This window comes from Streptomyces misionensis, assembly GCF_007896895.1.
Lineage (GTDB): Bacteria > Actinomycetota > Actinomycetes > Streptomycetales > Streptomycetaceae > Streptomyces > Streptomyces misionensis_A.
On the sequence record NZ_VOGW01000041.1, the window covers coordinates 109,864 to 135,707 of the forward strand.

Here is a 25,844-nt window from a genome sequence, read left to right on the forward strand (position 1 = left end):
TTCGCGGGCAGCTGGGATCAGGATGCGGCCCAGTCAGGGCCAGCCGGGACACCACACCTACGACCAGGTCTTCAGGCTCATCACGCCCTCCGCGGCGGGGTGAACACGTACAGATCGAGAATGTCGGGGCAGGGGGCGATACCGGGGCCGCCGGCCTGTACCCAGGCGACGATGTCCTCGGTGGCGTCGCGGTCGTTGACGAGGCCGAGCCAGACCGGACGAGCGCCGGCGGCCCGTGCGGCGGCGGAGGGCTGGACGACGATCACGTTGGCGTGTTCGCACACGTCGAGGCAGTCCGAGACGCGTACGGGGACCTCCTCGGTCAGGCGCGTGAGCTGCCGGTCGTGATCCACGCCGGTGACTTTCCGGCTTCCGCAGCAGCAGTCCCGGCAGACGACGACACGGCACGGCACCGGTTCGGCGGGGGCGTGCTCCGCGCCCGCTTCTTCAGATCGCTGTCGGGGCATCGCTCGTCACGTTCCTCTCCGGGAGGGATGCGTCCCGGGCCGCCGGGCGCAGGAAGCGGATCACGGGGTGGCCAGGGTCGTGGGTGATCTCGGCGCGGACGCCGTAGACCTGCTCGACGAGGGCGGGGGTCAGGACCTCGGCGGGGGTGCCCTCGGTGACCGCGCGGCCGTCGCGCAGGACGAGCAGGCGGTCGCAGTACATCGCGGCGAGGTTGAGGTCGTGCAGGGCGACCACAGTGGTGACCGGCAGGCTCGCGACGAGGGCCAGCAGGTCGAGCTGGTGCTGGATGTCGAGGTGGTTGGTGGGTTCGTCGAGGAGGAGTTCGCGGGGTTCCTGGGCGAGGGCGCGGGCAATCTGGGTGCGTTGGCGTTCGCCCCCGGAGAGGGTGTGCCAGGACTGGTCGGCCCGGTCGGTCAGTCCGGTGCGCCGCAGGGCCTCGGCGACAGCTGCCGCGTCGGCCGCCGTCGGCGGTGTCCAAGCGCGGCGGTGCGGGATGCGGCCGAGAGCGACGACGTCCCGGACGGTCAGTTCGGTCTGGGTGTGGGCGTGCTGTTCGACGGTGGCTATCCGGCGGGCGGTAGCGCGGCGGCCGACCTCGGCGAGCGGGCGGCCGTCCAGGACGACGACTCCGGCGGTCGGGGCGAGGACCCCGGCCATGAGTCTCAACATCGTTGATTTCCCTGACCCGTTGGGGCCGAGCAGGCCGACGGTCTCGCCGGGCCGGAGGGTGAGGGTGACGCCGTCGACGACGACCTTGTCGCCGATGCGCCGCACTACACGGTCCGCGTGCAGGCTGTTCATGTCCTTCTCCGTCCGCGGTAGAGAACGGCGACGAACGCCGGTACGCCGATGAGGGACGTCACCACGCCCACCGGGACCTCCTGGGGGTCGAGGACGGTGCGGGCCAGGGTGTCCACCCACACCAGGAACACGGCCCCGGTCAGCGCCGTGACCGGCAGCAGTCGGGCGTGGCCCGAGCCGGTGAGGGCACGGGTGGCGTGCGGGAGGACCAGGCCGACGAAGCCGATCGCGCCGGCGCAGCTGACCAGAGCGGCGGTGAGCAGCGCGGTGGCGCAGAGCAGGACCAGTCGGGTGCGGGCGACCCGGACCCCGAGTCCCGCGGCGGCCTCGTCCCCGAAGGCGAAGGCGTCCAGCGTGCTCGCATACCCGAGGCAGAGGACGAGAACCACCGCCAGGACGACGGTGCAGAGCAGCACCTGTCCCCAGTCGGCGCCGGTGAGCGAGCCCAGCAGCCAGAACAGCACGCCCCGGGTGGTCTCCGCGTCCGCCGAGGTCAGGACGATGAACGAGGTCAGCGCGGAGAACAGCTGCATGGCCGCCACCCCGGACAGTACGACCCTGTCGGTGCTGCCGCCGAGGGTGTGGCTGAGCAGCAGCACCAGGCCGAAGCAGAGCAGCGCCCCGAGGAAGGCGCCCGCCGACAGGGACACCACTCCGCCGCCCACCCCGAGCACGACCACGGCGACCGCGCCCGTGGACGCCCCGGAGGAGACCCCGAGCACGAAGGGATCGGCCAGCGGATTACGCAGCAGTGACTGCATCACTGCCCCGCACACCGCGAGTCCGGCCCCGCACACGGCGGCGAGGAGGGTGCGGGGCATGCGCAGGTTCCACACGATGCCGTCCCGCAGCGGCGCCAACGTGCTCTCGCCGAGGCCGAGATGGGCCGCGACGGAGGCCCAGACGTCCTCCGTGGAGATGTCGGCCGGGCCGATCGTCACGGCCACGGCGATCGACGCGAGCAGCGCGACCAGCCCGCCGCCCGTCAACAGCAGGGAACGGGCGCTCACTTGGCAAGCCCGAAGTCCCGGAGGCCGGCCGCGACCTTCTCGATCCCCTCGACCGTACGGATGGACGGGTTCATCGCCTGCCCGCTCAGCAGGACGTACCGTTTCTTCCTCACCGCGGTCAGACTGCGGGTGGCGGCGTTCGTCTCCAGGAAGCGGATCTTCACTTCGGCGGTCTCCGCGGTCTGCTGCTTGCGGGTCAGATCGCCGATCACGATCACATGGGGGTCACGGTCGGCGACCGTCTCCCAGTTGATCTGGGGCCATTCGTCATGGGTGTCGGCGAACGCGTTCTTCGCGCCGACCGCGCGGGTGATGGCGCCCGGGGCGCCGCAGCAGCCGGCGAGGTAGGGCGACTGGGAGTTGGCGAACCAGTACATCAGGGAGACACCGGAGGCGTTCAGCCCGTCGGTGGCCTTGCGCACCCGCTCCTTCAGCTCGCCGACGACTTTCTCGCCGCGCTCCTCGACGCCGAACGCGCGGGCCAGATCGCGTATCTCGCCGTAGACGGCGTCGAGGGTGAGCGGCTTGCCGCGCGATCCGTCGCCACCGCTGTCGTTGTCCTTGCCCGAGCAGTCGGACGGTGAGACGTAGGCGGGCACGCCGAGCTTGTCGAACTGCTCGCGGGTGGCGACCCCGCCCTTGCCGAGGGTGGAGACGAACGAGGCGGTGACGAAGTCGGGTTCGGCGTCCAGGACCTTCTCGAAGGAGGGGTAGTTGTCGGCGAGGCGCGGCACGGACGCGTTGGCCTTCTCCAAGCCTTTCATCACCGGGTCGGTCCAGGTCGCCGTACCGGCCATGCGGTCGGCGAGGCCGAGGGAGAGGAGGATCTCCGTGGTGCCCTGGTCGAGGGAGACGGCTCGTTTCGGGGGCGCCTTCAGGGTGACCTTGTGGCCACAGTTGTCGAGGGTCACCGGATGGCCGGTGGCCGAGGTCTCCTGCGGCTTCGCGTCGTCGCCGGAGGAGCCGCAGGCGGTGAGCAGCAGGGCGGACGCGAGGACAAGCGCCGGGATGGGAGCGGGGGTGCGGAGCACGGGCATGCCTTTGGGTCGGGGCTCGTACGCGGAGCCTGGCCTACGGACGTCCCTCCGCGCCGGGACGCGGAGGTGCCAGCAGGTCTTCGGACTCGGGTTCGCCCGGTCGGGGCGCCTTCCCGGTCTCCCAGTGGCGTTGTGCCCCGCCCGTCCCCCTCACCGCTGCGCGTCAGCTCCGGATTCGCACCGGATTCCCTGGCCTCGGATGTGGCTCGACTGGCCCACTGAGGCTATCAAGCCCGTCGTACGGTCAGAGCGTGCGATCGGTCACGGGGTACGGCACGAACGTGCCGGTGTTCTGGTCGATCCGCAAGGGCTGACCGAGCGGCGGTGCGCCGCGCTGGGGGCAGTCGAGGCGTTCACCGACCCGGCAGCCCATGCCGATGGGGGTGGCGGCAGCGCTGGTGAGGTCGAGGCCGCGGCGGATCGCGGACCTCTACCCGGGCGAGGCGAAGACCGATGCCAGGGACGCCGCGGTGATCGCGGACGCGGCACGGACGATGCCGCACACCTTGCGCTCCCTGGAACCGACCGACGAGATCACCGCCGAACTCACCGTGCTCGTGGGCTTCGACCAGGACCTCGCCGCCGAGGCCACCCGCACCTCCGACCGGATACGCGGCCTGCTCACCCAGTTCCACCCCAGCCTGGAACGCGTCAGGTCCTGACGTCGCTGCCCGGCCTCGGCGTCAGGACCGCCGCAGTTCTCCTGGTCACCGTCGGCGACGGCACCAGCCTCCCCACCGCCGCCCACCTCGCCTCCTACGCCGGCCGCGCTCCGGTCACCAAGCAGTCGGGCACCTCGATCCACGGCGAACACGCGCCTAGAGGCGGCAACCGGCAGCTCAAACGCGCGATGCTCCTCTCCGCGTTCGCCACCCTGTACGACCCGGCCTCCCGCGGCTACTACGACCGCTGCCGGGCCCGCGGCAAGACCCACACGCAGGCCCTCCTCCGCCTGGCCCGGCAACGCATCAACGTTCTGTTCGCCATGCTCCGCGACGGAACCTTCTACGAATCACGCCTCCCCGAAGCGATCGCCGCATGACCAGCTCGGGCTTGACGAAGGACATAGAGGCACCCCCCTGCAACGAGCACGAGGTCACCACGTCGACGAACATCAACGACAAGTCACCGGTATTGCACCTAGGCGCTTTCTCCCCATCTCCATCGGGGGTTGTCGGTGACGCGCTCGCGGATCACGACCAAGCTCTGTTCCGGGGATTGCCGAGTGGGCACTCGCCCGCATCCGAGCCAGGGCCGTTGACGGGGCACACCCACCCTCGTAGGGACGTGACGATGTCGGTGGTCAGCCGGGAGCTGAGGGCTTCGACGTTGTCGAGGGGGTAGGTGTGAGTGCCTGGAAAGAGGCGCGGGGTGGCCGGTTGGCCACTGATGTCGTTCCAGCCCGCCAACGCCTCCGGGGAGATGACGGGGTCGTCCGCGCCCCCGTAGAGGGCGAGTTGGGTGTCCAGCGGTGGGCCTTGGTGGGGCGGGAATTGCAGAGCGAGCAGAAGATCGGCGAGCATCGGAATCCACGTGTTGATCAGCGCTCTGGGGTCGTGGCCGGCGTGGTCGGGCAGGCGGCCGAAGAGCTTCTCGATTCCCTCTCGGCCGCCGAGCAGGACGTCCGGAGCCTTTGCGGTGAAGTCGGGGTGGTGGGGGGCGGCCATGGCGGACAGGGCGAGCAGGGTAGGCGGGCGATGCCCCTGCCTCATGACGCATTTGACGGTCTCATAGGCGATGAGTGACCCCACGCTGTGACCGAACACGGCATAGGGGTGGCCGTTGTCGCCCTGTCGGATGCGTTCTGCGAGGAGTTGTCCGAGGCGGTGCGGGTCGGTGTGCACAGGCGTGCCGGTGGCGCGTCCGCGTCCGGGCAGCTGCAGGGCGTGCACACTGACGGTGGCCGGCAGGTAGGGGATGAAGGCTTGGAAGTAGGGGGCGCTCATCCCTGCGGGCGGCATGCAGTAAAGGCGAAGGAGGTGTTCGTCGCCGGTAGCGGGGCGCAGGGCGACGAAGTCCGGTTGGTCCAAGGCGGTGTCGAGACGGACCGAACCGTCCGTCGGACCGGGGGCGTTCATGCGTGTTCACTCCGCTCTGGGACGGCGACCGTCTCGATACGATCGGGGAAAGCCGGCTGCCGGATACGTTGCAGGGCTCGCTTGGCGATGTCGGGGAGGTGGGCGGCGCCCATCAGTTCCAGAGTGGGAATGTCGCAGCCGAGGTGTTGGCGCAGCGCCGTGGAGAGTTCCAGGAACATCAGGGAGTCGAAGCCGAGCAGGTCCAGACGGCAGGTGCGGTCGAGGCGGTCCACGGGGGTGTGCAGGACCGCGGCGGCGAGCTCCGCGATCTTGTCCTCGATCAGGACGACGGCCTCCCCGTCGCTCATTGTGGCCACTTCACCGCACAAGGTGGTGAGACTGTCGGTGCTTTCATGCCGCTGTCGGAGCAGTGCGCCGGTCCTGGGAGCCTTAAGACGGGGCAGGACGCGGCTGATGCTGTCCCAGTCGAAGCGGCCCACCGCAACCACGGGCCCCGTTCGCGTGTCGAGCAGCCGGTCGAGCGCGATGAGCGCGTCGGTGGCGGTGACGGGAGCCATGCCGTAGGAGGCCATCTCGTCGATGCGTCCGGTCCGGTGGACGTAACCGGCGTCTGCGATGACACCCCATTGGACGGCGAGGCCGGGGCTGCCGCATCGGTGCCGGGCTCGGATCAGCGCCTCCATCGCGGCGTTGGCGGCGACGTAGGGGGCTTGCTGAATGTTGCCGTCGAGGGCGGCCACTGAACTGTAGGCGACGAAGAAGTCCGGATCGTGTTCCCCGGCGAGGGCGTCGAGTGCGTGAAGTCCGGTGATCTTGGGTGCGAGGACGGTTTCCATCTGGATGTCGGTGAAGTCGGCCAAAGGAGCGTCGGCGAGGACCATGGCGGCGTGCACGACACCGCCCAGGCGCCGTTCCCGCAGAGCGGTGCGCACGGGATCGAGGGCGCCGGGCCGGGTGATGTCGGCGCAGTGCACGGTGACCTCGGCTCCCGCGGCGCGCAGTTCGTCAAGCAGTTTCGCGGCGCCGGGCGTCCGGTTCCCTCGGCGTCCGACGAGATGGAGGTGACGGGCGCCGCGTGCGGCGAAGTGGCGGGCCGTGGCGGCCCCGTATCCTGCGAGGCCACCGGTGATGACGTAAGCGGCGTCGGCGTCGAATGCGCTCGTGGGCTCGGAGCGGACCACCGGCGGTGGGGCGTCGAAGCTGATGACGATCTTCCCGATGTGCCGGCCGCTGTTCAGCAGACCGAAGGCCTCGCCGAAGCGGTGCGCGGGGAACGTGTGATGGGGCACCGGCCTCCAGTGGCCGGTGGTGACGGCTTCGGCCAACCTCGTGAAGTGGCGCCGCACCATAGGCGTTCGCCGATCGTGCAGGTCCAGCGTGTCCACTCCGAACACCGAGACGTTGCGGGCCGGCGGAGCAGCGGGCAGTGGATCGCCCCGCTCCATGTCGCGTCCGAGTTCGACGAAGCGCCCCTGCGGGGCGAGCAGGTGCAGGCTGCGCAGGCGGGCCTCGCCGGGCAGGGAGTTGAGGACGACATCGACGCCGTGGCCGTCAGTCAGGTCTGCGATCTGCTCGGCGAAGTCCAGGGTGCGCGAGTCCAGCACGTGCTCGACGCCCAGCAGGCGCAGCAGGCTCCGTTTGGCGGGTGTGCCGGCCGTGGCGATGACGCGCGCGCCGGCTCGCTGTGCGAGTTGCACGGCGGCCAACCCGACTCCCCCGGCGGCGGCGTGCACGAGGACGGTGTCGTCCTCGGTCAGGGCAGCACACTGCTGGAGGGCGTGGTGTGCGGTGAGGAACGCGGCGGGCAGTGTGGTCGCGGCGGTGAATTCCATGGTGTCGGGCAGCGGTATGACGTGATCGCTGTAAGCGAGGACATGGGAGGCCAGGGCGGTGTGGGCCATGGCCGCGACGCGGTCGCCCGGTACGAGATGGGTGACACCGGGGCCCACTGCGGTGACGGTGCCCGCGCAGTCCAGGCCGAGGCCGAGGAATCCGTGGCGCCGGGAGGCAGGCAGGGAACTGTCACCGGTTGCGGTCAGCAGGTCGTGGTGGTTCAGTGCCGCGGCCGCGGTACGGATGAGCACCTCGCCTTCGGACGGGTGCAGCGCGGTGGTGGCGCGCCAGGCGAAGACGGGATGTCGTCCGGCGGTTTCGACGTGCAGTGCGTAGTGGGGCTCGGATGCGGCTGTGACCTCACCGGCGGGCAGTGGTACGACACGGGTGGCGAAGCGCCCATGCGGCGTGAGGACCACCTCGTCGTCGACGAGTTCCTCGGGATCGCCCGCTGCGGCTGCGCTGTCCTGCAGATGGTGCAGTTCGTGCAGGAGACGCTGAAATGTGTCGTCGTTGCCGGGTTCGGTCAGGGCGATACGACGTACGTTCAGTGAAGGGTGTTCGTTCGCCAGGCTTCGCGCGGCGCCCCACAGGGGTGCGCCATGGAGTGAGGGTGGCGGAGTGGGTGGCCGCTGACTGTCGGCGTCGACGATCCAGACGCGCAGGCTCCCTGCGTGGGACCGCGCACTCCGGCTCCAGGCGCGGGTGAGATCACGCAGCGCGGCAAGCTGCCGTACACCGTGGTCGGTGCGTTGCTGTGGACCCGTTCCGTCGGCTGGTTCGGCGAGTAGGATCACGTCGCTCACCAGTCGGGGTGCCTGGGTTCCGTCTGCCGCACCGGCCAGTTCGCGGGTCCAGGAGGCCGCACCGCTTGCCCCCGCGATGTGGTGGACGCCGCCGTGAGGGCATTCGGCGAGCAGCGCTCGGGTCAGCCGCTGCGCCAGCGCGGTGGGGTCGTCGGCGGTAGGTGTGCTCACCAGCCAGGACCGCTGCGTCACGTCGCCGGTCTTCGTCGCAGCGGCGGACGACCGCCGCACGTCCGATTCCCCGGGAGAAATACGGTCCGTTGCCTTGTCGGGGACGGCGTGGGCGCCGCGCTCCGCGACGATGAGGGACACGTACGGCCGGTCCGCCGCGGTGTCGTCATATTGCCCGGTGCTCGTGAAGCCGCAGTCGGCGAGGAGGTCGGGCCAACGGTCGTAGGGCACCAGCGGGCCGTCTGGCCGGGCACCCTGGTCGGTGGAGAGCCAGAAGGAGTCCAGCAGACCGAACACCGGTGCCAGAAGTTCCACGCTGTGGGTCTCCAGGGCGATCAGGTGGCCGCCGTCGGCGAGCAAGGTGGCCATGCCGCGCAAGGCGCGGGAGATGTCGCTCGTGGCGTGCAGGATGTTCGCGGCGATGACGAGGTCGTAGGCACCTGGCTCGAAGCCTTGGGCCACGGGGTCGCTTCCTGCGTCCAGGACCTGGTGGACGAGGAAGTCATAGTGGTGGAAGCGCTTCTTGGCGGCCGGGAAGAACGCGGGTGACACGTCCGTGAAGGTGTAGTGGACCCGCTCGGGCGGCAGGTGCGGCAGCAGGGCAGCGGTGGTGGCGCCGGTGCCCGCACCGACCTCGAGGATACGCAGCGGCCGGTCGGCGGGCCAGCCGTCGACGACGTTGCGTATCCAGCCGACGAGCGCATGGGTGTGCGGGGCGAAGAAGGTGCTGGCCTCGTAGAACCGCTGGACGAGGTTGTCGGAGTCGGAGAAGAGGAGCTCCAGAGGATCGACGTCACCGGCGAGGACATCGGCGAGGCGGCGCCCGCACACACCGTAGGTGAGTATGGTGACGGACTGACCGGGAAAGTCCCCGAGCAGACGGCTGAACAGTTCCTCGGGGCGTGGCGCGGCCGGGATGCTCCAGGCGCCGGCCCCGGTGACGGTGAGGGCGCCGTGGCTGACGGCCTGCGGCAGCAGGACGTCGAGAAGCTTCGCATGCTTGGCCTTGACTCCTGCGTCGATGAGGTCGGCGAGGCCGAACGAGGCGTGCTTCACAGCCGGGAGCAAATGGCGCACGGCCTGGGCCGTGAAGTGGGCGCAGACTTCGAGCAGACGCGGCTGGAGTGCGTCGCTGACCTGATGCAGCCGGCCCAGATGGGCGTCCTTCTGCCTCCTGACCAGTTCCGGCAGGGACCGCGCGGCAGGCAGTGGGCTCCGGCCAGGCTCAGGTTGGCCCGGCAGGGGGGCGGCGCGCAGAACCTCGGTCAGGCTGTCCTGCTCGTCGACGGGCACGGTTTCGAAGCGTCGCAGCTCGCAGCCGAGCAGTTCCATGCACACGTCACCGTTGTCGTCACACACGGCGATGTCCCACAGGGCGTCGGGGCCGGTGGCACGGGTGACGTGGGTGAAGCCGGACAAGGGCACGGCCTGCCAGCTGCGGATGGTGGTGATGCGGGCGGGCAGGAACGGGGCGGGTCGGTCCGCGGTGAACACCAGCGGCAGGCAGGTCTGCAGGGCGCCGTCCACCAGCGTGGGGTGGGCGATGACTCCGGGCTCGGGCTGGACCGGCGCGGTGAACTCGTAGCGTCCCAAGGCTTCGTCCTGCCCGGTGTGCAGCTGTGTGACGGTCCGAAACGCCGGCCCGTAGTCGAGACCGGCCCGATGGGCGGCCGCGTAGTGCTCGAGGGCCCGATACTCGTTCCGCAGGCGGCGTTTCAGAGCGGCGATGTCCACGCGGGGCCGCTGTGGGCGCAGCAGTCTCCGCACGTCGGCGCGGGCGTGCTCGATCCAGTCCTGTTCACCCGTGCGGCTTCGGATGACGAGCCGGCCGTCCTGGGCAAGGCCGGTGGCCAGTTGGACGTCGTCCCCGTCCGCTGGGCCCGCCGAGTCGGCGCTCCAGTCGAGGGTCAGGGCTCGGCCGATGGACAGGCCGGTGATTTCGAGTGGTTCGTCATGTCGGCTCCGTGCGGCGGCCAGGGCCATTTCCACGAAGCCTGCGGCGGGCCAGACGACAGCGTCCGTGACCCGATGGTCCTCCATCCAAGCCAGCCGGTCGGCGTCCAGACGGTTCAGCCATGCTGCTTCCGGCCCGGCTTGGCGAGGTCCGAGAAGAGGGTGGGCGCCGGCGGTGTCCTCGCCGGGGGCGTCTTCCCTCCACCAGGACGCGTCGCCGTTCCAGTGCCGCTCGCGCTGCCACGCCACGGGCGGCAGGTCGGCCACCGCGCCGGGGCGGGGAAAGTAGCTGTCCCAGTCCACCGCTGCCCCGGCGGCGAGTACGCGCAGAACGGTCTGCTGCAGCGCGTCCACAGTGGCGAACGTCCGGGACAGCGTGGGCACGATCACGCCGGGTTCGGAAGCGCCGGCGGTGGCACGTCGCAGATAGGCGGTCAGCACGGGGTGGGGGCCGATCTCGACCAGGACGTCGCAGGCGGCGTCCCCGGTTGCCAATGCGGTGGCGGCCTGGTGGAAACGGACGGGGCGGCGGATATTGTCCCACCAGTACTCGGCGTCCAGGTCGTCCCCTGACGCGGCGCGGCCGGTCACCGTGGAGATCATCGGAATGCGGAAGGACCCGGGGGCGAGGGATTTCAGTGCGCGGGCCAGCTGGCCCCGCACGGGGTCCATGGCGCTCGTGTGGAAGGCGTAGTCGAGACGCAGGTCACGGAAGAAGACGCCGTCGGAATCCAGTGCGGTGCCAAGGGATGCAAGGTCCTCGTGCGAGCCGGCGAGGGTCACGTCCTGGTCGGAGTTGATCGCGGCGATCTCCACCCGGTCGTGCAGCTGAGCCTGTTCGAGGTGTTCCCTGGCGGCCTGTTCGCTCAGGCCCACCGCGGCCATGCCGCCCGAACCCGCGGTGGCGGCCTGTGCGAGGCTGCGGGCGGCGATGACGAGGCAGGCTTGGGCCCGGGTGAGGCCACCCGCACAGTACGCGGCGGCCACTTCCCCGACGCTGTGTCCCATGACGGCGTGCGGCTCGACGCCCCGGGCGGACAAGGCGGCGACCAGGCCCGCCTGGACGGCGAACAGCGTCGGCTGCGCGACTTCCGTACGGTCCCAGCGGGAGGCATCGGCGCAGGCCAGCTCGTCGCGCACTTTCCAGCCGAGCAGGGGCTCGAGTTCGTCGCTGACGGCTTGGACTTCGGCGGTGAACGCGGGTTCCCTATCGAGGAGTTCGGCTCCCATGCCCGCCCACTGCGAACCGTTTCCGCAGAAGACGAAGCCGATCCTGCCTCCGCTCACCAGGCGTTCGGTGGCAGTGTCGGCTTCGTGTCCTCGTGCCGCCCGGGTCAGAGCTTCGGCGGCTTGGGTGGGTCCGGTCGCGAAGAAGGCCAGACTGTGGCGACGCCGGGTCCGTCGTCGGCATGCGGTGAAGGCGGCGTCGTACAGCGCCTCTGGTCCCTGCGACGAATCGGCGGCCATAGCGGCGAAGTGGTCCGCCCAGGACTCCAGGGTGGCGGTCAGCGCCTGGCGCGTATGCGCGGAAACGATGACCGGAACCGGCCGCGCTGCCGTGCTGACGAATGGCGCGGCGGCGACGTCGCTCACCGCGGCGCTGCCGGCGGGCGGTGCGGCCAGGACGGCGTGCGCATTGGCGCCGCCTATGCCGAAGGAGTTGACGCCGATCACGACACGACTGTCGCCGGGAAGGGGGCGGGCGGTGAGTACCGGCTGCAGACCGAGACCATCGAAGTCGATCTTCGGGTTGGGCGGGTCGGCATGCAGAGTCCTCGGAATGGAACGCGATTTGATCACGACCAGTGACTTCAGGACCCCCGCCATCCCGGCCGCCGCTTCCATGTGCCCGAGATTGGACTTGATCGAACCGATTGGCAGCGGTGCATCGGCACAGTGGCTGCCGAGCACCTCCCCCAACGCCGCGCACTCGACGGGGTCGCCGACCAGGGTGCCCGTGCCGTGCGCCTCCACATAGGACACGTCGCGCGGGTCGATGCCGGCGGCGGCGTACACACGGCGCAGCAGAGCTGCCTGGGTCCGTGCACTCGGTGCGGACAGACCCACGGTGCGGCCGTCGGAGTTGAGGGCGGTGGCCAGGATGACGGCATGTACCCGGTCGCCGTCGGCGAGCGCGGCGGCCAGGGGCTTCAGGACGAGCATCACGGCGCCCTCGGAGCGTACGAACCCGTCGGCCGCGGCGCCGAAGGGGTGGCAACGACCCGTCGGCGAGAGCACTCCGGCCTGCGCAAAGCCGACGAAGAGGCCCGGCGACAGCATCAGGTTCACCGCGCCTGCCAGGGCGAGTGGGCTGCGGCCGGTGCGCAGATGCTCGCACGCCTGGTGCAGCGCGGTCAGGCCGGAGGAGCAGGCGGTGTCCACGGCGCTCGACGGCCCGGTCAGATCCAGTTCGTAGGAGACGCGGTTGGCCGTGATCGACAGGAATCCGCCGGTCGTGGTGTAGGGATTGCTCGAACGCAGGCGGCGCGCCTGCAGGTCGGCGTAGTCGTGGGTGGAGACACCGGTGATGACGGCGGTTTCACTCCCGGCCAGGGCATCGATGTCCAGGGCGGCGTCGTCGAGGGCCTCGACCGCGCACTCGAGCAGCAGACGCTGCTGCGGGTCGATCCGGGAGGCTTCCTTGGGAGTGATACCGAAGTACGAGGTGTCGAAACCGGTGACCTCCGGTTCGGGCAGGAAACCACCCGCGACAGAGTGGAACTTGCCCGGTTTTTCCGGGCGACGGGCGCGATGGGCACTGATGTCGAAGCGGTCCGAGGGCATGGTGCCGACCAGGTCACCTCCTTCGGCCAGCACCTCGCCGAGCTGGTCCAGGCGGTTGATGCCGCCCGGCAGACGCAGGCCCACCCCGATCACCGCCACCGCGTCAGCGGGCACATAGGCGGGGTCGCAGACGATGGAGGTGGGCGGAGACGATGGACGGGGTACAGCCATGGAGGCCTCCACGTAAGCGGCACTGCTCGGATTTCAGGGATGATGGTGAGGCGACAACAGGGCGTGGCAGGTCTGCGCTCAAGCGCTCGCGGAGGTGCACGGACCTGGGCGGGCGGGCGCTCCCCGGAGCTGTCGGACCGAGGGTCTACCCGGTCGGCTGCACCGGCTTGCGGCCCCACACGGAGACGGCGTACATGCCGAGATCCATGAAGTCCGGATCGTCGATCAAGGACAGCGCCGCGTCCAGCTCGTCTGCCAGAGGGTCGCTGTTCCGAGCCTGGAAGTCGCGGAGTTGCGCGAACGACAGGCGCCAGAATTCATCTGCGGGGCCGCCGTCACCGATCATCACCGGCTGCACCTCCGTGCCGCCCAAGATGAAGCCGCCGTCAGTCACCAAGGCCTGCAATCGGCCGCCGAGGCGGAGATCGCTGCCCTGCGAGAGCCCAAGGGTGCGCTCGGCGACGTGCAGCCCCTGACGCATCACCGGGTGGGGCAGGACATCGGCGGGTCCCATGTCGAGATCCTCGACCAGGAGGAGACCGCCGGGCCTCAGCCACTCAGACATGACAGCCAACACTAATGCGGGGTCCGCCAGATGGCACAGGAGCATTCGGGCGTGGATCACGTCGAAGGAGCCGACGGGAAAGCCGTCCTCGGTCACGTCGTGGCAGAGGACGGTGATGCGCTCCTCAGTCGCGAGGTCCTCGAAGAAGCGGGTGTCGGTGTCCGTCGCTGTGACGTCACCGCTCGGGCAGAGCCGGGCCAGCATCCGGGCCACCGACCCGGCGCCCGCCCCGACTTCCAGGCAGCGGGCCGTGGCGGGCACGCCTGCCTGTCTCAAGCAGTGCTCGGTGAACGGGTCCCACAGGTCCTCCAGTGCACGCAGCCGGCCCCACTCACCGGTCCTCTGATGGCCGAAGGCCCCGGCCTTGTAGCCGGGTGCCGCCTCGGACCGGGGCCGGCGCCGGGACGTGGGTTCGAGTCGGGTCAACGGCGGGCCTCCGTAGCCAGAGTTGGGAATGTGCTGGTCGCAAGCCACTTGTTCTTGGCCACTACGCGGACGGTCCCTCCCAGCGGACTGCGAGCTTGTCGGGTCTCGTGGTTACGGCCCGGTGCCTCTTGCGGTGTTCGACGCCGCGCTCGACCGCCTGCCGATCCCCCAGTTCTCGGTATCGGACGCGTGCGGCCGACCGTCATGCATGGCGAGCTTCCTGCGTTTCCGGGGACGGGCCATAATCCGCAGTAGATCATCACTGGCTTTTGCGATCAACCCGTACCAGAGTCAGCTGCGGGCGGCACGTCTTTTACGAACAAGGCGTCTTCGGCGGCCTGCCGCTCATGGCGGGGCACGCAGGCGATCCACCGGTGGTGGCCCGGCAGATGCCGGGGTGACCGGCGAGACGCTGCGGAGATGGGTGCGCCGGGCCGATGAGCACGCGGGCCGCGCTCACAGCCACGGCGAGCAGGGCGCGGAGAGCCGGATCGAAGGCCTGGTCCGGCTGCGCGTGGGGAACGGCCGGCTGCGCAAAACGGAGGAGGGGTGGCAGCTCGAGCGGGAGATCCTGGGCCGGGCAACGGCGTACTTCACCGAGGAGACGCAGTGGGGACCTGCCGCTGGGACTTCGTCTCCGCTCACGCCGAGACCCTCGGCGTCCAGCGGATATACCGGGTCCTTTCGGGTCTCGCGTTCGGCCCACCAGGACACGGCCCACCAGGACACCTCCCCCGGGATCTGCACGATCCGTTGTCAGAGTGTCCGCGCCAGGGGGTCGCCTCGGTCCGAGCGTCTCCGACCGGAACAGCGCTGGTCTGGATGACCGGCCCCCCGCCACATCATCCCCGCGCATACCCGCATGCTGCGCGACACAGCACGCCTTCCCCGATGGGGTCCTGGGTGTTGCCGGACACCGGCGTGTTCGCGGGGCGGTTCCGACTCGGCAACTCCAGACTCAAGGATCCGGAACACTCCGGACTCGTCATGGACGCTGAACACGGCCGGCTCCGTCGAGTTCCGGCAGCCATGCCGGTTCACCGGGTTCGTCCCGTTTCGCACAAGCGGTTGTCACGGATCATCAACTCGCCTGTCACAGCGGCATCTTGATCCGGCCTGCGGCGCAACGGCCCGTCCGGAAGCAGACATCCCCAGAAACGACAGCGGCTCGTCGGTTCGAGCGGGCCGGACAAGACCACCTCGCAGGAGTGCACATGCGCGTCAAGAAGATCTCCGCCCTCGCCGTGATCGTCGCCGCGGCCGGCCTCTCGCTGACCGCGTGCGGCGGCAGCGACGGTTCGAGCACGGCCGCGCAGAGCAGCACACCGGCTTCCGCCAGCAGCTCCACGGGCGGCCAGGGAGCGGCAGGCGCTTCCTCCGGCACCACCGGCGACACCACCGGCGGCACCTCCAGCGACACCACCGGTAGCACCGGCACCAGCGGCAACACCGGAACCAGCACCAGCGGCGCCGCAGGGAAGAAGGCCGCCGCCCGGACCGGGACCACGGCGTCGGGCGCCCTGTGCAAGACCGACCACCTCGGCTTCAGCGCCGCGTCCGCCGGAGTCAAGAACGAGATCGTCGTCAACCTGAAGAACACCGGCTCCACCACCTGCAGCATGCACGGCTTCCCCGGCGTCCAGCTCCTCGGCGCCGACGGCCTGGGCGACAAGGGCCCCGACGCCGCCCGCACCGACACCACCGCACCCGCCGTCACCATCGCCCCCGGCGAGGAGACCCGCTTCCTCCTCCACTACATCCCCGACACCAGCGGCTCCGGCAAGACCTACACCAGGCTCGCCGTCACCCCGCCCAACGAGACCGTCTTCGACGTCATGGACCTCGACGGCCTCAGCATCACCGTCCCCGCCACCACCGGCAACGCCCCCGACGTCTACGTCGACCCCGTCGGCTACCACACCGGCACCGGCAAGTGACCGCACCAACAGGTCCGGCCCGCGCGAGGCACCGACCCCAGAGCCCTTGTGGTGCCCGGAGCGGTTGACCGGGGACCAGCGAGCACGCCTCGAGGTCGGATCCTTTCGGGGGTCCACGCAGGTTCGAATCCTGCCCTCTCCGCACCACACGGCACGCCGATGCCGTGCAGCGTCGCCGGAGTCCCGCGCGTACCTCCATGCGGGAACGACGCCGCGAGTCGCGCGGCGGCCATCGTGCGGAGTGCGTGATGCCGTAGGCTCACGATCGCCTCGCGGCGGGGGGCATACGCGGCCGGCTGGTCCTGGTTCCTTCCGAAGCCTGATCCGAGCCGGCGCGGGACTCCTGGACGGCGTCGGGTGCATCACCCGACGTGGGGCGGGTAAACGCCGGGGGACACCACCCCCACAGGTTCGGAAGGCAGTCCCGATGAGCACTTCGGACAAGGTCGGCAACACGGGCGACAAGGTCAAGGGCAAGGCGAAGGAAGCGCTCGGCAAGGCGGTCGGCAATGAACGACTGGAGGCGGAGGGCAGGGCCGACCAGGTCCAAGGCGACGCCAAGCAGGCCGGCGAGAAGGCGAAGGACGCGGTGAGGAACCTTCTGAAGGACTGATCTCCTCCGCGGAACCCTGTGAAGGCGGGCCCCGGCAACCGAGCCGGGACCCGCCTTCACGCTCGGTCATCGTCTCGCGGCCGCCGCGGTACTGCGGGGCACAGGCGCCGGAATGACAGACAGTAGGAGCAGCTGGACCATGCGGGACGCTGATGGCCGGGCGGGCGTGTGGTGGGCGGCGTTGCGCCGTACGCCAGTGGCCCTCTGGAACGACGACATCACGGACTGGGCTGCCGCGTTGACCTACTACGCGGTGCTCGCACTGTTCCCCGTGCTGCTGGTGCTCCTCTCGGTTCTGGGGCTGACCCTGCCGACGGGACGACCCGAGGTGATCGACCGGGTGACGCAGGCCGTCCCGGTCACCTCCCGCACGTTGCTGCGCAGCACTCTGCAGCAGATGGCGGAGCAATCATCCGCGGCCTGGGCCCTGGTCGTCTTCAGCGTAGCTGGGGCCCTGTGGTCGAGTTGCAGCTATCTGAGTGTCTTCCGCCGGGCCCTGCACGCCATGCACCGGGTCGATGCCGACCGGCCGGTGTGGCGCACCGCCCCGCGCATCGTCCTCACCGCTCTCGTGCTGATCTCCCTACTCCTGACGACCACGCTCGCGCTGCTGCTGAGTGGCAGCGTCGCTCGGGCTCTGGGCCGGGTGCTGAACCTGGGTGCCGTGCCCCAGGTGGCGTGGGACGCCCTGCGCTGGCCCGTCCTGGCATTGGTGGCGGTCGCTCTGGTCCTTGTGCTCTACCGTTCAGGTCCGGCCCCTTCGCGTCCCGTGGGGAAGATGGCACCGGGCGGCGCCCTGGCGATCCTGCTCCTACTCTCCGTCTCACTGGGATTCGCTGTTTACGCCTCGCACGTGAGCACCTATCACCGCTTGTACGGCTCCCTGGCAGGCGTGGTGGTCTTTCTCGTCTGGCTGTGGCTGTCCAACCTCGCGCTTCTGACGGGCGCACAGTTCAACGCCGAGCTGGCACGTACCGGCGACGAAGCCCGCCCGGGCCTGCCTGGGAAGCGGGAAGACGACAGCACTCTTGCCCCCGAGCCGCCCGACGGGCAACCTGCCTGATTCCTCCGCGTGCGCCGGGCCCTCAGGCGTGTTCGCACCCGCTCAGGGTCACTGGGACGGGTTCCGATGAAGCAGTTCCCGGACGGTCGGCCGTTTTCAAGGGAAGAGGGGCGGGTGACGGGGACGGCTGGGTCCTCCGATCGGCGCTTGCGCAGGTGATCTCGGCGGATTCCGCTCGTTTTGCTCCGGCTGCAGGTTTGGGGGCAAGCACCCGGTCGGCGACAGCCGCCGCTGCGGACGCCCCAGCTGCCCGCTGCTCGGCGGCATCTGCAAGGCCTGCTGCCGATGGCCCCTGGTACCCACTCGAGGCCGAGGCGACTCCTGCCCCGTCGGCGGGCCAGTGCGCCTCAGGACGAGCAGTCCGCGCAGCATCGATGCGAGCGGACTACGCCCGAGTGGGCATCACGGACCTGACCGAGCAGAACCGCAGTGCACGCTGGACCGACTCGACCGCCGACCGAAGGTGATCCGCCCGACTCGTGACCGCAGACGGCCCCAGGCTTCTGCCTGGGGCGTCGCGCTGAGCCTCGCCTACGACAAGCACAGAAGGCTCGCTGCCTTCGGCGTGTGCGTCGGCACTGCCCATGCCTGTGTCAGGGGCTTCAGTGACCCCACACCGACCGGGCGAAGGGATGAAGTCCTCGCGCGAACACGATCTCGGCTTCGTCTTCCTGAACCGGAGCCTCGCCGAATGCGACCGCGTCGGTGACGACCGGGGAGACCACTCGCCCCCCTCACCGTTGGCGCAGCGTGAACGTCCAGGCAGTCATCGACCCGAACGGTGAGGTGTCGTGGATCTCGCCTTGACGCGCTATCAAAGTCAGTTGGCGTAGTAGGGGGTCAACTCCCACGAGTTGCCGCCTTCATCCTCCATGCAGGCGAATCCCACGATCGTTCCATGGGCCTGCAGAGCGTTACCCCAATTGGTGCAATCCTGGAGGGTGCCCTTGCCGGGGATGTCCGCGCCTTGTCGCGGCGTCGCCTGAGCCACGCCGGCAGCGATGCCGGAGAGCGCCAGGACGCCGGCGCCGACGACCATTGCCTTCTTGAGGGTCTTGCGCATTCTTCGCTCCATTTCTGTCTGTGGGCACATGTGCGGCGGGCACATGAACTCTGCGACCGCACAGCACACTTGTGCGCCAGGGGAATTCCCAAGGCATCTTCAGTTGATCACGCTGAAACTCGCTACCCCAAGGGTCACGAATGCTTGTTACACACTCCTGACAAGCCCGGGAGGACATGCCCTCAGGCCCCGAGCCGTGTCGCCGAACCCGAGCCACCCGTCAGCCGGTTCGGTTCACCGCACCCCGGCACGGCCTTTCGGACTGCGGAGCCGCTTCGGCACCGCGCCCGCCGGAGCATGCGCTCTCCCGGGCTCGCAGTAATGACGCGCTGGCCTCTCGGAAAGGGCTGGCGGAATTTTCCCCAGCCGGCCTGAGCGCGAAGTTGTCGAGGGCGGCATGCTCCTCGGCGAAGTTCCAGGCCGACGCGGTGGCGTTGGCCCGTTCGTCGGGCCGGCCTGTCTCACGCATTGCCACCGAGCTCGGCGTGAATCACGAGACGCCGCGGCAGTGGATCAAGACGGCGGAGAAGGCCGGGCGGCCCGAGTCGGTTGCGGCGTCGGCGAAGGACGCGGAGATCGCGGCCTTGCGCAGGCAGGCGATCGCGACACCTCGCTCATCGGGGGTGACTTTGATCGATGGTTGGTGACGTCGGGGGCTCGAAGCACCAGGTGGCGAGTTTCGTGGATTTCTTGTTGGCGAGCCCGACCTGATCCAAACGAGAGGCCCTAGTTGGCGAGTTCGGCCGTGCGGCGGCGACGCTCTGTGGTGATGAAGCGGTCAGTGCCCCGAACGCTCACTACTCGACTGGTGGCTGCCCCTCCTACAACCTGCCCTTGCCACCGGGCGAAATTATGCCCGACGGCACCGGACCCGACGGTCCGGCGGTGCTGCACCTGGCCTTCGCCCTGTCGCGCAGCGGTCAGCAGGGCTCGCAGGCTGGTGCCGACCTCCGTACCGAACGCACTTGTTCGACATGGTCCCGCTCACCCCGGACTCCATCGACGGGCTGGTCGACCGATTGGTGTGACCTCACCGTCGACTCCCCGTGATCACCGGCACCAGGCATTCGGGCAGTTCCCGTACCCCGACGCGTCCCGGCGTGGCTCGTGGGCGCGTTCGGGTTCCGTCATCCCGCCTCGCCGTCCGCATCCGTTCCGTCCCCGGCCCCGCCGTTGCGGCCCTTCGACACCAGTGCCGTACCGGCGATCACAGCGCCGATCGCCACGGCCTTGCCCGCACCGTAGTACGCGCCCCATTCCTCGTCGGCGCTGTGTCCACCAAGGAACAGCCAGGCGAGCAGGGACAGTCCGGCCAGGACGAGAATGCCGCCGCCCAGCGGACCGAGCCCTGCCCACCAGGGAGCATGGGCGGCCGACCGAGCACTGGGGCGGCGGCCCTGCCCTGCGTCCTTCATCGTGTGTTCCCTCCTGTCGGTGATGTCCCCGTCTCTTGTCCAGACGATCACCGACGGCTCATCGTTCCAGCGTCCGCAGCGCGGTCTGCCGCTCGCGAGGAGACGAGGGGCTGGGCTGTGACCGTGCTGCGGCGCGCGAGCGTCCCGGCCCACAGGACCAGCCCGCGGTCATGGGACACGGGGCCACCCCAACGACGAGAGGGGGAAAGCCGCGGGCCGCACAGCCGAGTGCTCAGTCCGCCGGCACCGGCCCCCGGGCTACGTCTCGTCGGCGTGGTGCGGGACGACGGTGCGGCGTACGCCTGCCTCCAGCACGGCCTGGGCCAGGTGCCGGCCGTTGATGTAGCCGCCGCCGGAGGGCTGGAGCGCGTTCGCGATGCTGAACAGGATGGCCGGCGCCTCGGTCTCCCGGCGGGTGGCGCCGGCCTCGGCCGCGTGGCCGGTGGCGAACTCCTCCGTGTCGTCGGGGTCCACGGATCGCGTCCGCGCCCTCTGGAGGACCCGCAGTGCCATCGCGTTGACGGTGTGCCGGTCGCCGCCGTGGTACCGGCAGCACGAACGGGCGCCGCCGCGACGCGGCACGATCCGACGCAGCCGACGGCGCCACCACGGCACTCCGGCCGGCGTACACGCCGGCTCGCGGAACGGGCGGGGGCGGGCGGCGCGGCGGCCGCCACCGCCGCCACGGTCCTCGGTCTGCCCCTCGGGTCCGCGTCCCGGGTCGCCCTGTCCATCGCCGGCGTCAGCCGCGCACATGCAGCCCGAAACCGCTTCGGCCCGCGGGCTCCAGTCCCTCCTTCAGGTGCAGCGAGGGGATCTCGTAGTCGCCGAAGTTCTGCCGCCGGAACGCGATCGGCTCGGTCGACTCCAGGGTGAGCAGACGCTGCTTCCATGCCTTGGCGACGTCCGGGTAGTCCTCGCTGGTCATCCGGTCGCTGCCGTACAGCACGAACGGCGGCAGCACCTCGATGCCCGGGTAGTAGAGGATGCCGTGCTGGATCGGGAACAGCAGATCGTCGATGGGGCCGTTGATCCCGCGAGCGGCGTAGTGCGACTCCGGACCGCCGGCGGTCACCGACAACAGCGCCCGCCTGCCCGCGAGGGTGCCTTCGCCGAAGCGCTCACCGTATGTGGTGTCGCTGTGCTCTCCGACGCCGTACGCGAAGTGGTACGTGAAGACGCGGTCCACCCAGCCCTTGAGGATCGCGGGCATCGAGTACCACCACAACGGGAACTGGAAGATGATCGTGTCGGCCCACAGCAGCTTCTCCTGCTCGGCGAGGACGTCCCGGGTGAGCGTCCCGGCGTCGAAGGCCCGGCCCGAGTCCAGGGCGACCTTCAGCGGACGTGAGGCGTGCGGGCCGTAGTCCTCGGCGTCCACGGCCGCCTTCCAGTTCATCGCGTACAGATCGCTCACCCGTACCTCGTGCCCGGCGCTCTCCAGCGTGGTCACCGCGAGGTCCTTCAGCGAGCCGTTGAGCGACTTCGGCTCCGGGTGGGCGTAGACGATCAGCGTCTTCATGGGAACTCCTTCGGATCGGATGCCTTCGATCCTGGACGCCACGGCGCCCGGCGTTCAGGGGCTCATGTTCCGTCGGACGGGACTTCCTGGTATTGGCAGGACCACCTTCAGGACCACCTTCGCGGGCGCCGCCGAGGCCATACTGAAGGCATGGACGATCTCGCGGGCTTCCTGCGGACCCGGCGTTCCCGCGTCGACCCGGCTGCCGTCGGCATTCCCACCGACAGCCGCCGCCGGGTCGAAGGGCTGCGCCGCGAAGAGGTCGCGCACCTGTCCGGAGTCAGCGTCGACTACTACGTCCGCCTGGAGCAGGGCCGCGCGACCCAGCCCTCCGAGCAGGTCCTCGACGCCCTCGCCCGCGTCCTCGACCTCGACGAGACCGAACGCGGGCACCTCTACCGGCTCGCCCGGCAGCGCCGCCGCCGCGCGAAGGCGCCGGGCGGGCGGATCCGCCCCGAGCTGCTGCGCGTCCTCGACCTGGTCGCCGACGGACCCGCGCTGATCATGAACCACCGCCTGGACGTGCTCGCCGGCAACCGCCTCGCCGGGCTCCTCTACGGCCGGCCGATGCCGGGCCTGAACATCGCACGGCACCTCTTCCTCGAGGAGGCCGACCGCGGGCTCTACGCGGACTGGGAGAACTGCACCCTCGACGTGGTCGGGCACCTGCGCCTGGCCGCCGGCAAATACCCCGATGATCCCCGTCTGGCCGCACTCGTCGGCGAGCTGGCGATGGGCAGCGAGCGCTTCCGCCGCCTCTGGGCCCGCGCGGACGTGCGCGCCCGCACATACGGACGCAAGGCGTATCGGCATCCACTGGTCGGGCTGCTGGAACTGCACCAGGAGAACTTCGTCCTGCCGAACGAACCGGGCATGGAGCTGGTCGTGCTGTCCGCGGCCTCCGGCAGCCCTGCCGAGGACGGACTGCGCCTGCTCGCAGACCTGGCCGCGGCCGGTGGTGACGCACATCCCGCAGTGAGCGCTCGGGTCCGCGAGTAATGCCGGCTGCCCCGGCCCGGGTTCGAGCGCGTCGGACGGCCGGCGGCAGAGCCGGATCCCGGTGTCGCCCGCGCCGCGTCCCTTCGGCGGCCGGGGCCCGCTCCCCTGCCGCGGACCGGCCGAGGCGTGGGGTGCCGCCCCCGCTCCAAGGCGTCGGTCACGTCGGTCGGCCCGGCGGAGTTCACCGCCGGCACGGCGGACCGGGGCGTCGCGCTGTGCATGGTGCCGGCCGTCTGAGCACGCGCTCACACTCGCTGCCGGTGCGGGAGGGGCGCGGGCGACCACTGGTGCTGTGCGGCCGAATTCGCTTCGTCTTCGGGTGAGGGCGGTCTCAGAACTGCTGTAATCGCGGTATGTCCTTCCTTCTTCGCGCTCTCGGTGTCCTCTTCCTCGCTTCCGCGGTGTTCCTCGGGATCGGGATATACACGATTTCTCACACTGCCGACGGCGTCCGCTGTGGTGACCAGCTCATGCACCCGGGAGACAGTTGCACCTTTCGGGGAGACCTCCTTCCGGGGCACGGAGCCTCCTACGACGTCATGGCCAAGAAGGCCGAGGACACACGCAGTATGCAGTCCACACTGATGGTCGTCTCCTCTGTCGTGCTTGTTCTCTCCGGCGTCGGCACGGTTCTGGTGTGGAGGCGTACGCGTGCCCTGTGACCGGGCATCAGTCGGTTCCGTCCCTCGATGGACGGGTCGATCGGATCGACGAAGCGGTGCCCTCAAACACCAGTCGGCTAGCGGATATTGACCGGTAGCCAGAAAAGGCGTTGGTATAGCGGCCGGACCCGAATGGGGGTGGGGGTAGGCCCCCCCTGCAAACGGGGTGCTGACCGGATGGGTCGGCCGGCGAAGATCGGCGAAGCTCTGAGCATGACGAAGAGTTTCCGCAACGCCTCGCTCCTCGCCGCCACCGTCGTCCTCCTCGGCCTGCTCGCTCCGGTCACGTCCTCCGCCAGTGCCGGCGGGCCACTGCACTGGGCCAGGTGCGAGGGCACCGGCCATGATCCCCGGCAGGAGTGCGCGACCCTCACCGTGCCGATGGACTACGCCGACCCTGACGGTCCGAAGATAGATCTGGCGCTCTCCCGTATCCGCAGCGAGAAGCCGTCGGCGCGCCGGGGCGCGCTGCTGCTCGTCCCCGGCGGGCCGGGTGGCGACAGCCTCGACGACCCGTCCGGGAAGGGGCAGAAGCTGCCTCAGGCCGTGCGGGACCAGTACGACCTGATCGGGTTCGCCCCGCGTGGCAACGCGCCCTCCACAGCGGTCGATTGCGGGCTCGGCCACAGCGACCTCGCCCTGACGGCGCTGCGGCCCTGGCCCGACGCCGCCGGATCGGTCACCGGAAACATGGCCACCGCCCGGCGCATGGCGGACGCGTGCGCACGCAACGGCGGCGCGTTGATACGGCACATCAGCACGGTCGACAACGCCCGTGACATCGACCGTGTCCGGGCCGCGCTGGGCGAGCGCCGCCTGTCGGTGTGGGGCGTGTCGTACGGGACGTACGTCGGCGCGGTCTACGCCCAGCTGTTCCCGCAGCGCACGGACCGCGTCGTCCTCGACAGCAGCGGCAACCCCGACCCGGTCAGGGCGGAGCGCGCCTGGCTCGCCGCGTTCGAGGTCGGCGTCGAGGACAACTTCCCCGTGTTCGCCAAGTGGGCGTCCGCGCCGGACAATCCGTACCAACTGGCGGGCACGGCCGCCGAGGTGCGCCCCCTCTTCCTCCGCCTCGCCGCCGACCTGGACCGCGCTCCGATCCCCTGGCCCGGCGCCAACCCTGCCGAGCTGAACGGCAACGTACTGCGCCAGACCATGCTGAACAGCTTCTACGACCCCGACGACTACGCCGGCCTGGCCCAGCTGATCCTGGCCGCACGCAAGGGCACGGTGCCGCCCGCACCGCAGTCGCCCCCGGACACCGTGCTGCAGAACCTCACCGGCGTGGCCGCCGCCACCATCTGCAACGACGTCGCCTGGCCGCGCTCGACCACCTTCTACCAGAGGTCCGTTGACGAGAGCCGCGCCACGTACCCGCTGACGGCGGGCATGCCTCGCAACGCAATGGTCTGCGCCGCCTGGCCGTGGCGGCCGGAACAGGCGCCGGTGCGGATCACCGACCGCGGACCGGCCGGCCACATCATGCTCGTCCAGAACGAGCGCGACGTGGCGACCCCGCTGAGCGGCGCCCTCAAACTCCGTACCGCCCTGGGCCGCCGCGCCGTCATGGTCACCGTCGACTCCACCGGTCACGAGGCCTATCTGGCCAACGGCAACGCCTGCGGAGACGAGACCGTCTCGCGGTTCCTGGCCACCGGCCGACGGCCCGAGGCGGACGTCTACTGCGAGTGAGCACACCCTGCCGCGGCACCGAGCCAGTCCGGTTCACGGGAAGCGCACGGCGGCGTCGGGGGCCGGATCTTCGGTGGAGTCGGCCCAGGGTGGTTGGGGTCCTGGTCAACAGCCCCGGACGGTCAGGTCAGGTCGAGGAAGCTCCATCGGGCGTCCGGCCGGGCACCGCTCAGCCACTTGCCGCAGTTCTGGAGCACGACCGGGCTCGACGTCATGTGCTGCGCGCCCGTCCCGAGGTCGCGCAGGAAGCGGTCGACCGGGCCGCGGCGGATCGCCGCCGAGCCGGCCCAGCGGTGTACGGTGCGGCCCACCTCGTACACGGTCGAGGTGGTGTGGTCGAGGACGAGGCGGATCAGAGTGTCCTGCTCCGTGCTCGGCGACCGGCCCTGGTCCAAGGACTGTTCGACGTCCTGCCAGACGTCGTTCGCCCAGGCCCGGGCTGCCCGAAGTCCGGCCTCCGCCGTCGCGTACGCGGCGTGGAACCGGGAAGTGTCGACCGCGGCGCCCCACGAACCGGACCGCGCCGCGGCAACCCGCTTCAGCTCGGCCAGGAGGCGCCGGCCGACGCCGAGGGCCCAGCCCATGTGCCCGATCGCTGACAGGTTCACCAGGGCGAGGCGGTAGACGGCGCGTCGTCGATTCGGTCAACCACGGAGGGAGTGACGGAGCGAGGCATCGGCCTGCATGACGCTCACCGTTCCGGCGTCGGCCGGTGTGGCCCGGGTGGCCCTGGGTGGCGCGCGCGGGGGCACCGGCGTGTGGGGCGCGAGGAGTTGCGCGCGAGGCGCCGCGCTCCCCCGGGCGAGTACCGGGT

The 25,844-nt window shown here is 70.2% G+C and carries 19 protein-coding genes, 2 pseudogenes and 1 riboswitch; of the genes and pseudogenes, 8 read left to right on the forward strand and 13 right to left on the reverse strand.

The annotated features are described in order from the left end of the window. Positions 1-80: 80 nt before the first annotated feature. The 5 genes and pseudogenes from FRZ03_RS07575 to FRZ03_RS07595 form a co-directional block, all read right to left on the reverse strand. Positions 81-467, reverse strand: coding sequence for a (2Fe-2S) ferredoxin domain-containing protein (locus FRZ03_RS07575; RefSeq protein ID WP_146464374.1), 387 nt, complete (start codon positions 465-467; stop codon positions 81-83). Then, entirely contained in the window at positions 448-1,269 is an 822-nt protein-coding gene (locus FRZ03_RS07580; protein ID WP_146464375.1) for an ABC transporter ATP-binding protein, read from the reverse strand. Before FRZ03_RS07580 ends, FRZ03_RS07575 begins: the two co-directional genes overlap by 20 nt. Beyond that, positions 1,266-2,279, reverse strand: a complete 1,014-nt coding sequence (locus FRZ03_RS07585; protein ID WP_146464376.1) for a FecCD family ABC transporter permease — start codon at positions 2,277-2,279, stop codon at positions 1,266-1,268. Before FRZ03_RS07585 ends, FRZ03_RS07580 begins: the two co-directional genes overlap by 4 nt. Then, positions 2,276-3,316, reverse strand: coding sequence for an ABC transporter substrate-binding protein (locus tag FRZ03_RS07590; RefSeq protein WP_146464377.1), 1,041 nt, complete (start codon positions 3,314-3,316; stop codon positions 2,276-2,278). The genes FRZ03_RS07585 and FRZ03_RS07590 overlap by 4 nt, the downstream gene beginning before the upstream one ends. 54 nt (positions 3,317-3,370) lie before the next feature. Then, positions 3,371-3,546: riboswitch (cobalamin riboswitch) on the reverse strand. Between the two features lie 14 nt (positions 3,547-3,560). Next, a pseudogene (locus tag FRZ03_RS07595) lies at positions 3,561-3,728 on the reverse strand (short-chain fatty acyl-CoA regulator family protein); the annotation flags it as partial. Position 3,729: 1 nt separating this feature from the next. Here FRZ03_RS07595 and FRZ03_RS07600 point away from each other — a divergent pair. Beyond that, positions 3,730-4,358 (forward strand): annotated as a pseudogene (locus tag FRZ03_RS07600) (IS110 family transposase); the annotation flags it as partial. A gap of 151 nt (positions 4,359-4,509) precedes the next feature. Here FRZ03_RS07600 and FRZ03_RS07605 read toward each other — a convergent pair. The 3 genes from FRZ03_RS07605 to FRZ03_RS07620 form a co-directional block, all read right to left on the reverse strand. Beyond that, positions 4,510-5,394, reverse strand: a complete 885-nt coding sequence (locus FRZ03_RS07605; protein ID WP_146464378.1) for a thioesterase II family protein — start codon at positions 5,392-5,394, stop codon at positions 4,510-4,512. Beyond that, positions 5,391-13,073, reverse strand: a complete 7,683-nt coding sequence (locus FRZ03_RS07615; protein ID WP_261398661.1) for a type I polyketide synthase — start codon at positions 13,071-13,073, stop codon at positions 5,391-5,393. Before FRZ03_RS07615 ends, FRZ03_RS07605 begins: the two co-directional genes overlap by 4 nt. Before the next feature lie 145 nt (positions 13,074-13,218). Beyond that, the gene (locus FRZ03_RS07620) at positions 13,219-14,064 is read right to left on the reverse strand and encodes a class I SAM-dependent methyltransferase (RefSeq protein WP_261398663.1); all 846 of its coding nucleotides are present in this window, start codon (positions 14,062-14,064) and stop codon (positions 13,219-13,221) included. Positions 14,065-15,278: 1,214 nt separating this feature from the next. Between FRZ03_RS07620 and FRZ03_RS07625 the strand changes: the two genes are divergently transcribed. The 3 genes from FRZ03_RS07625 (at position 15,279) to FRZ03_RS07635 (ending at position 17,677) form a co-directional block, all read left to right on the forward strand. Beyond that, the gene (locus FRZ03_RS07625) at positions 15,279-16,001 is read left to right on the forward strand and encodes a DUF4232 domain-containing protein (protein ID WP_146464380.1); all 723 of its coding nucleotides are present in this window, start codon (positions 15,279-15,281) and stop codon (positions 15,999-16,001) included. 427 nt (positions 16,002-16,428) lie between these two features. Then, entirely contained in the window at positions 16,429-16,614 is a 186-nt protein-coding gene (locus FRZ03_RS07630; protein WP_146464381.1) for a CsbD family protein, read from the forward strand. A 139-nt stretch (positions 16,615-16,753) separates the two neighbouring features. Continuing rightward, positions 16,754-17,677: a YihY/virulence factor BrkB family protein gene (locus FRZ03_RS07635; RefSeq protein ID WP_146464382.1), complete on the forward strand. Its 924-nt coding sequence runs from the start codon at positions 16,754-16,756 to the stop codon at positions 17,675-17,677. Between the two features lie 820 nt (positions 17,678-18,497). Here the strand turns inward: FRZ03_RS07635 and FRZ03_RS07640 are convergent. Further along, positions 18,498-18,740, reverse strand: a complete 243-nt coding sequence (locus FRZ03_RS07640) for a hypothetical protein (RefSeq protein WP_146464383.1) — start codon at positions 18,738-18,740, stop codon at positions 18,498-18,500. A gap of 176 nt (positions 18,741-18,916) precedes the next feature. Here FRZ03_RS07640 and FRZ03_RS40105 point away from each other — a divergent pair, with 176 nt between their 5' ends. Further along, the gene (locus tag FRZ03_RS40105; protein ID WP_146464384.1) at positions 18,917-19,387 is read left to right on the forward strand and encodes a transposase; all 471 of its coding nucleotides are present in this window, start codon (positions 18,917-18,919) and stop codon (positions 19,385-19,387) included. Between the two features lie 480 nt (positions 19,388-19,867). Here the strand turns inward: FRZ03_RS40105 and FRZ03_RS07650 are convergent, their stop codons facing one another. From FRZ03_RS07650 to FRZ03_RS07660, 3 genes are all read right to left on the reverse strand, one after another. Then, the gene (locus FRZ03_RS07650; RefSeq protein ID WP_146464385.1) at positions 19,868-20,155 is read right to left on the reverse strand and encodes a hypothetical protein; all 288 of its coding nucleotides are present in this window, start codon (positions 20,153-20,155) and stop codon (positions 19,868-19,870) included. A 258-nt stretch (positions 20,156-20,413) separates the two neighbouring features. Next, complete coding sequence (locus tag FRZ03_RS07655) at positions 20,414-20,668, reverse strand: hypothetical protein (RefSeq protein WP_146464386.1); 255 nt, start codon at positions 20,666-20,668, stop codon at positions 20,414-20,416. Positions 20,669-20,897: 229 nt separating this feature from the next. Beyond that, a complete protein-coding gene (locus tag FRZ03_RS07660) occupies positions 20,898-21,677 on the reverse strand; it encodes an NAD(P)H-dependent oxidoreductase (RefSeq protein ID WP_146464387.1) in 780 nt (259 codons plus the stop codon). A gap of 150 nt (positions 21,678-21,827) precedes the next feature. Between FRZ03_RS07660 and FRZ03_RS07665 the strand changes: the two genes are divergently transcribed. The 3 genes from FRZ03_RS07665 to FRZ03_RS07675 all read left to right on the forward strand — a co-directional run bounded on the left by FRZ03_RS07665 (position 21,828) and on the right by FRZ03_RS07675 (position 25,030). Next, positions 21,828-22,676, forward strand: coding sequence for a helix-turn-helix transcriptional regulator (locus tag FRZ03_RS07665; protein WP_146464388.1), 849 nt, complete (start codon positions 21,828-21,830; stop codon positions 22,674-22,676). 353 nt (positions 22,677-23,029) lie between these two features. Continuing rightward, positions 23,030-23,338, forward strand: coding sequence for a hypothetical protein (locus tag FRZ03_RS07670; protein ID WP_146464389.1), 309 nt, complete (start codon positions 23,030-23,032; stop codon positions 23,336-23,338). A 213-nt stretch (positions 23,339-23,551) separates the two neighbouring features. After that, positions 23,552-25,030, forward strand: a complete 1,479-nt coding sequence (locus FRZ03_RS07675) for an alpha/beta hydrolase (RefSeq protein ID WP_146464390.1) — start codon at positions 23,552-23,554, stop codon at positions 25,028-25,030. Between the two features lie 122 nt (positions 25,031-25,152). Here the strand turns inward: FRZ03_RS07675 and FRZ03_RS07680 are convergent, their stop codons facing one another. Further along, positions 25,153-25,638 carry an acyl-CoA dehydrogenase family protein gene (locus tag FRZ03_RS07680; protein ID WP_261398669.1) on the reverse strand — a complete coding sequence of 162 codons (486 nt, stop codon included), beginning with the start codon at positions 25,636-25,638 and terminating at the stop codon, positions 25,153-25,155. Between the last annotated feature and the right edge of the window lie 206 nt (positions 25,639-25,844).

Bases quoted from the DNA above. Each gene is read 5' to 3' on its own strand.
- FRZ03_RS07580 (WP_146464375.1), bottom strand. From the start codon at position 1,269: ATGAACAGCCTGCACGCGGACCGTGTAGTGCGGCGCATCGGCGACAAG.
- FRZ03_RS40105 (WP_146464384.1), top strand. From the start codon at position 18,917: ATGCCCTCAGGCCCCGAGCCGTGTCGCCGAACCCGAGCCACCCGTCAG.
- FRZ03_RS07675 (WP_146464390.1), top strand. From the start codon at position 23,552: ATGACGAAGAGTTTCCGCAACGCCTCGCTCCTCGCCGCCACCGTCGTC.
- FRZ03_RS07665 (WP_146464388.1), top strand. From the start codon at position 21,828: ATGGACGATCTCGCGGGCTTCCTGCGGACCCGGCGTTCCCGCGTCGAC.
- FRZ03_RS07575 (WP_146464374.1), bottom strand. From the start codon at position 467: ATGCCCCGACAGCGATCTGAAGAAGCGGGCGCGGAGCACGCCCCCGCC.
- FRZ03_RS07625 (WP_146464380.1), top strand. From the start codon at position 15,279: ATGCGCGTCAAGAAGATCTCCGCCCTCGCCGTGATCGTCGCCGCGGCC.
- FRZ03_RS07630 (WP_146464381.1), top strand. From the start codon at position 16,429: ATGAGCACTTCGGACAAGGTCGGCAACACGGGCGACAAGGTCAAGGGC.
- FRZ03_RS07660 (WP_146464387.1), bottom strand. From the start codon at position 21,677: ATGAAGACGCTGATCGTCTACGCCCACCCGGAGCCGAAGTCGCTCAAC.
- FRZ03_RS07640 (WP_146464383.1), bottom strand. From the start codon at position 18,740: ATGCGCAAGACCCTCAAGAAGGCAATGGTCGTCGGCGCCGGCGTCCTG.
- FRZ03_RS07605 (WP_146464378.1), bottom strand. From the start codon at position 5,394: ATGAACGCCCCCGGTCCGACGGACGGTTCGGTCCGTCTCGACACCGCC.
- FRZ03_RS07590 (WP_146464377.1), bottom strand. From the start codon at position 3,316: ATGCCCGTGCTCCGCACCCCCGCTCCCATCCCGGCGCTTGTCCTCGCG.
- FRZ03_RS07615 (WP_261398661.1), bottom strand. From the start codon at position 13,073: ATGGCTGTACCCCGTCCATCGTCTCCGCCCACCTCCATCGTCTGCGAC.
- FRZ03_RS07670 (WP_146464389.1), top strand. From the start codon at position 23,030: ATGTCCTTCCTTCTTCGCGCTCTCGGTGTCCTCTTCCTCGCTTCCGCG.
- FRZ03_RS07635 (WP_146464382.1), top strand. From the start codon at position 16,754: ATGCGGGACGCTGATGGCCGGGCGGGCGTGTGGTGGGCGGCGTTGCGC.
- FRZ03_RS07650 (WP_146464385.1), bottom strand. From the start codon at position 20,155: ATGAAGGACGCAGGGCAGGGCCGCCGCCCCAGTGCTCGGTCGGCCGCC.
- FRZ03_RS07655 (WP_146464386.1), bottom strand. From the start codon at position 20,668: ATGGCACTGCGGGTCCTCCAGAGGGCGCGGACGCGATCCGTGGACCCC.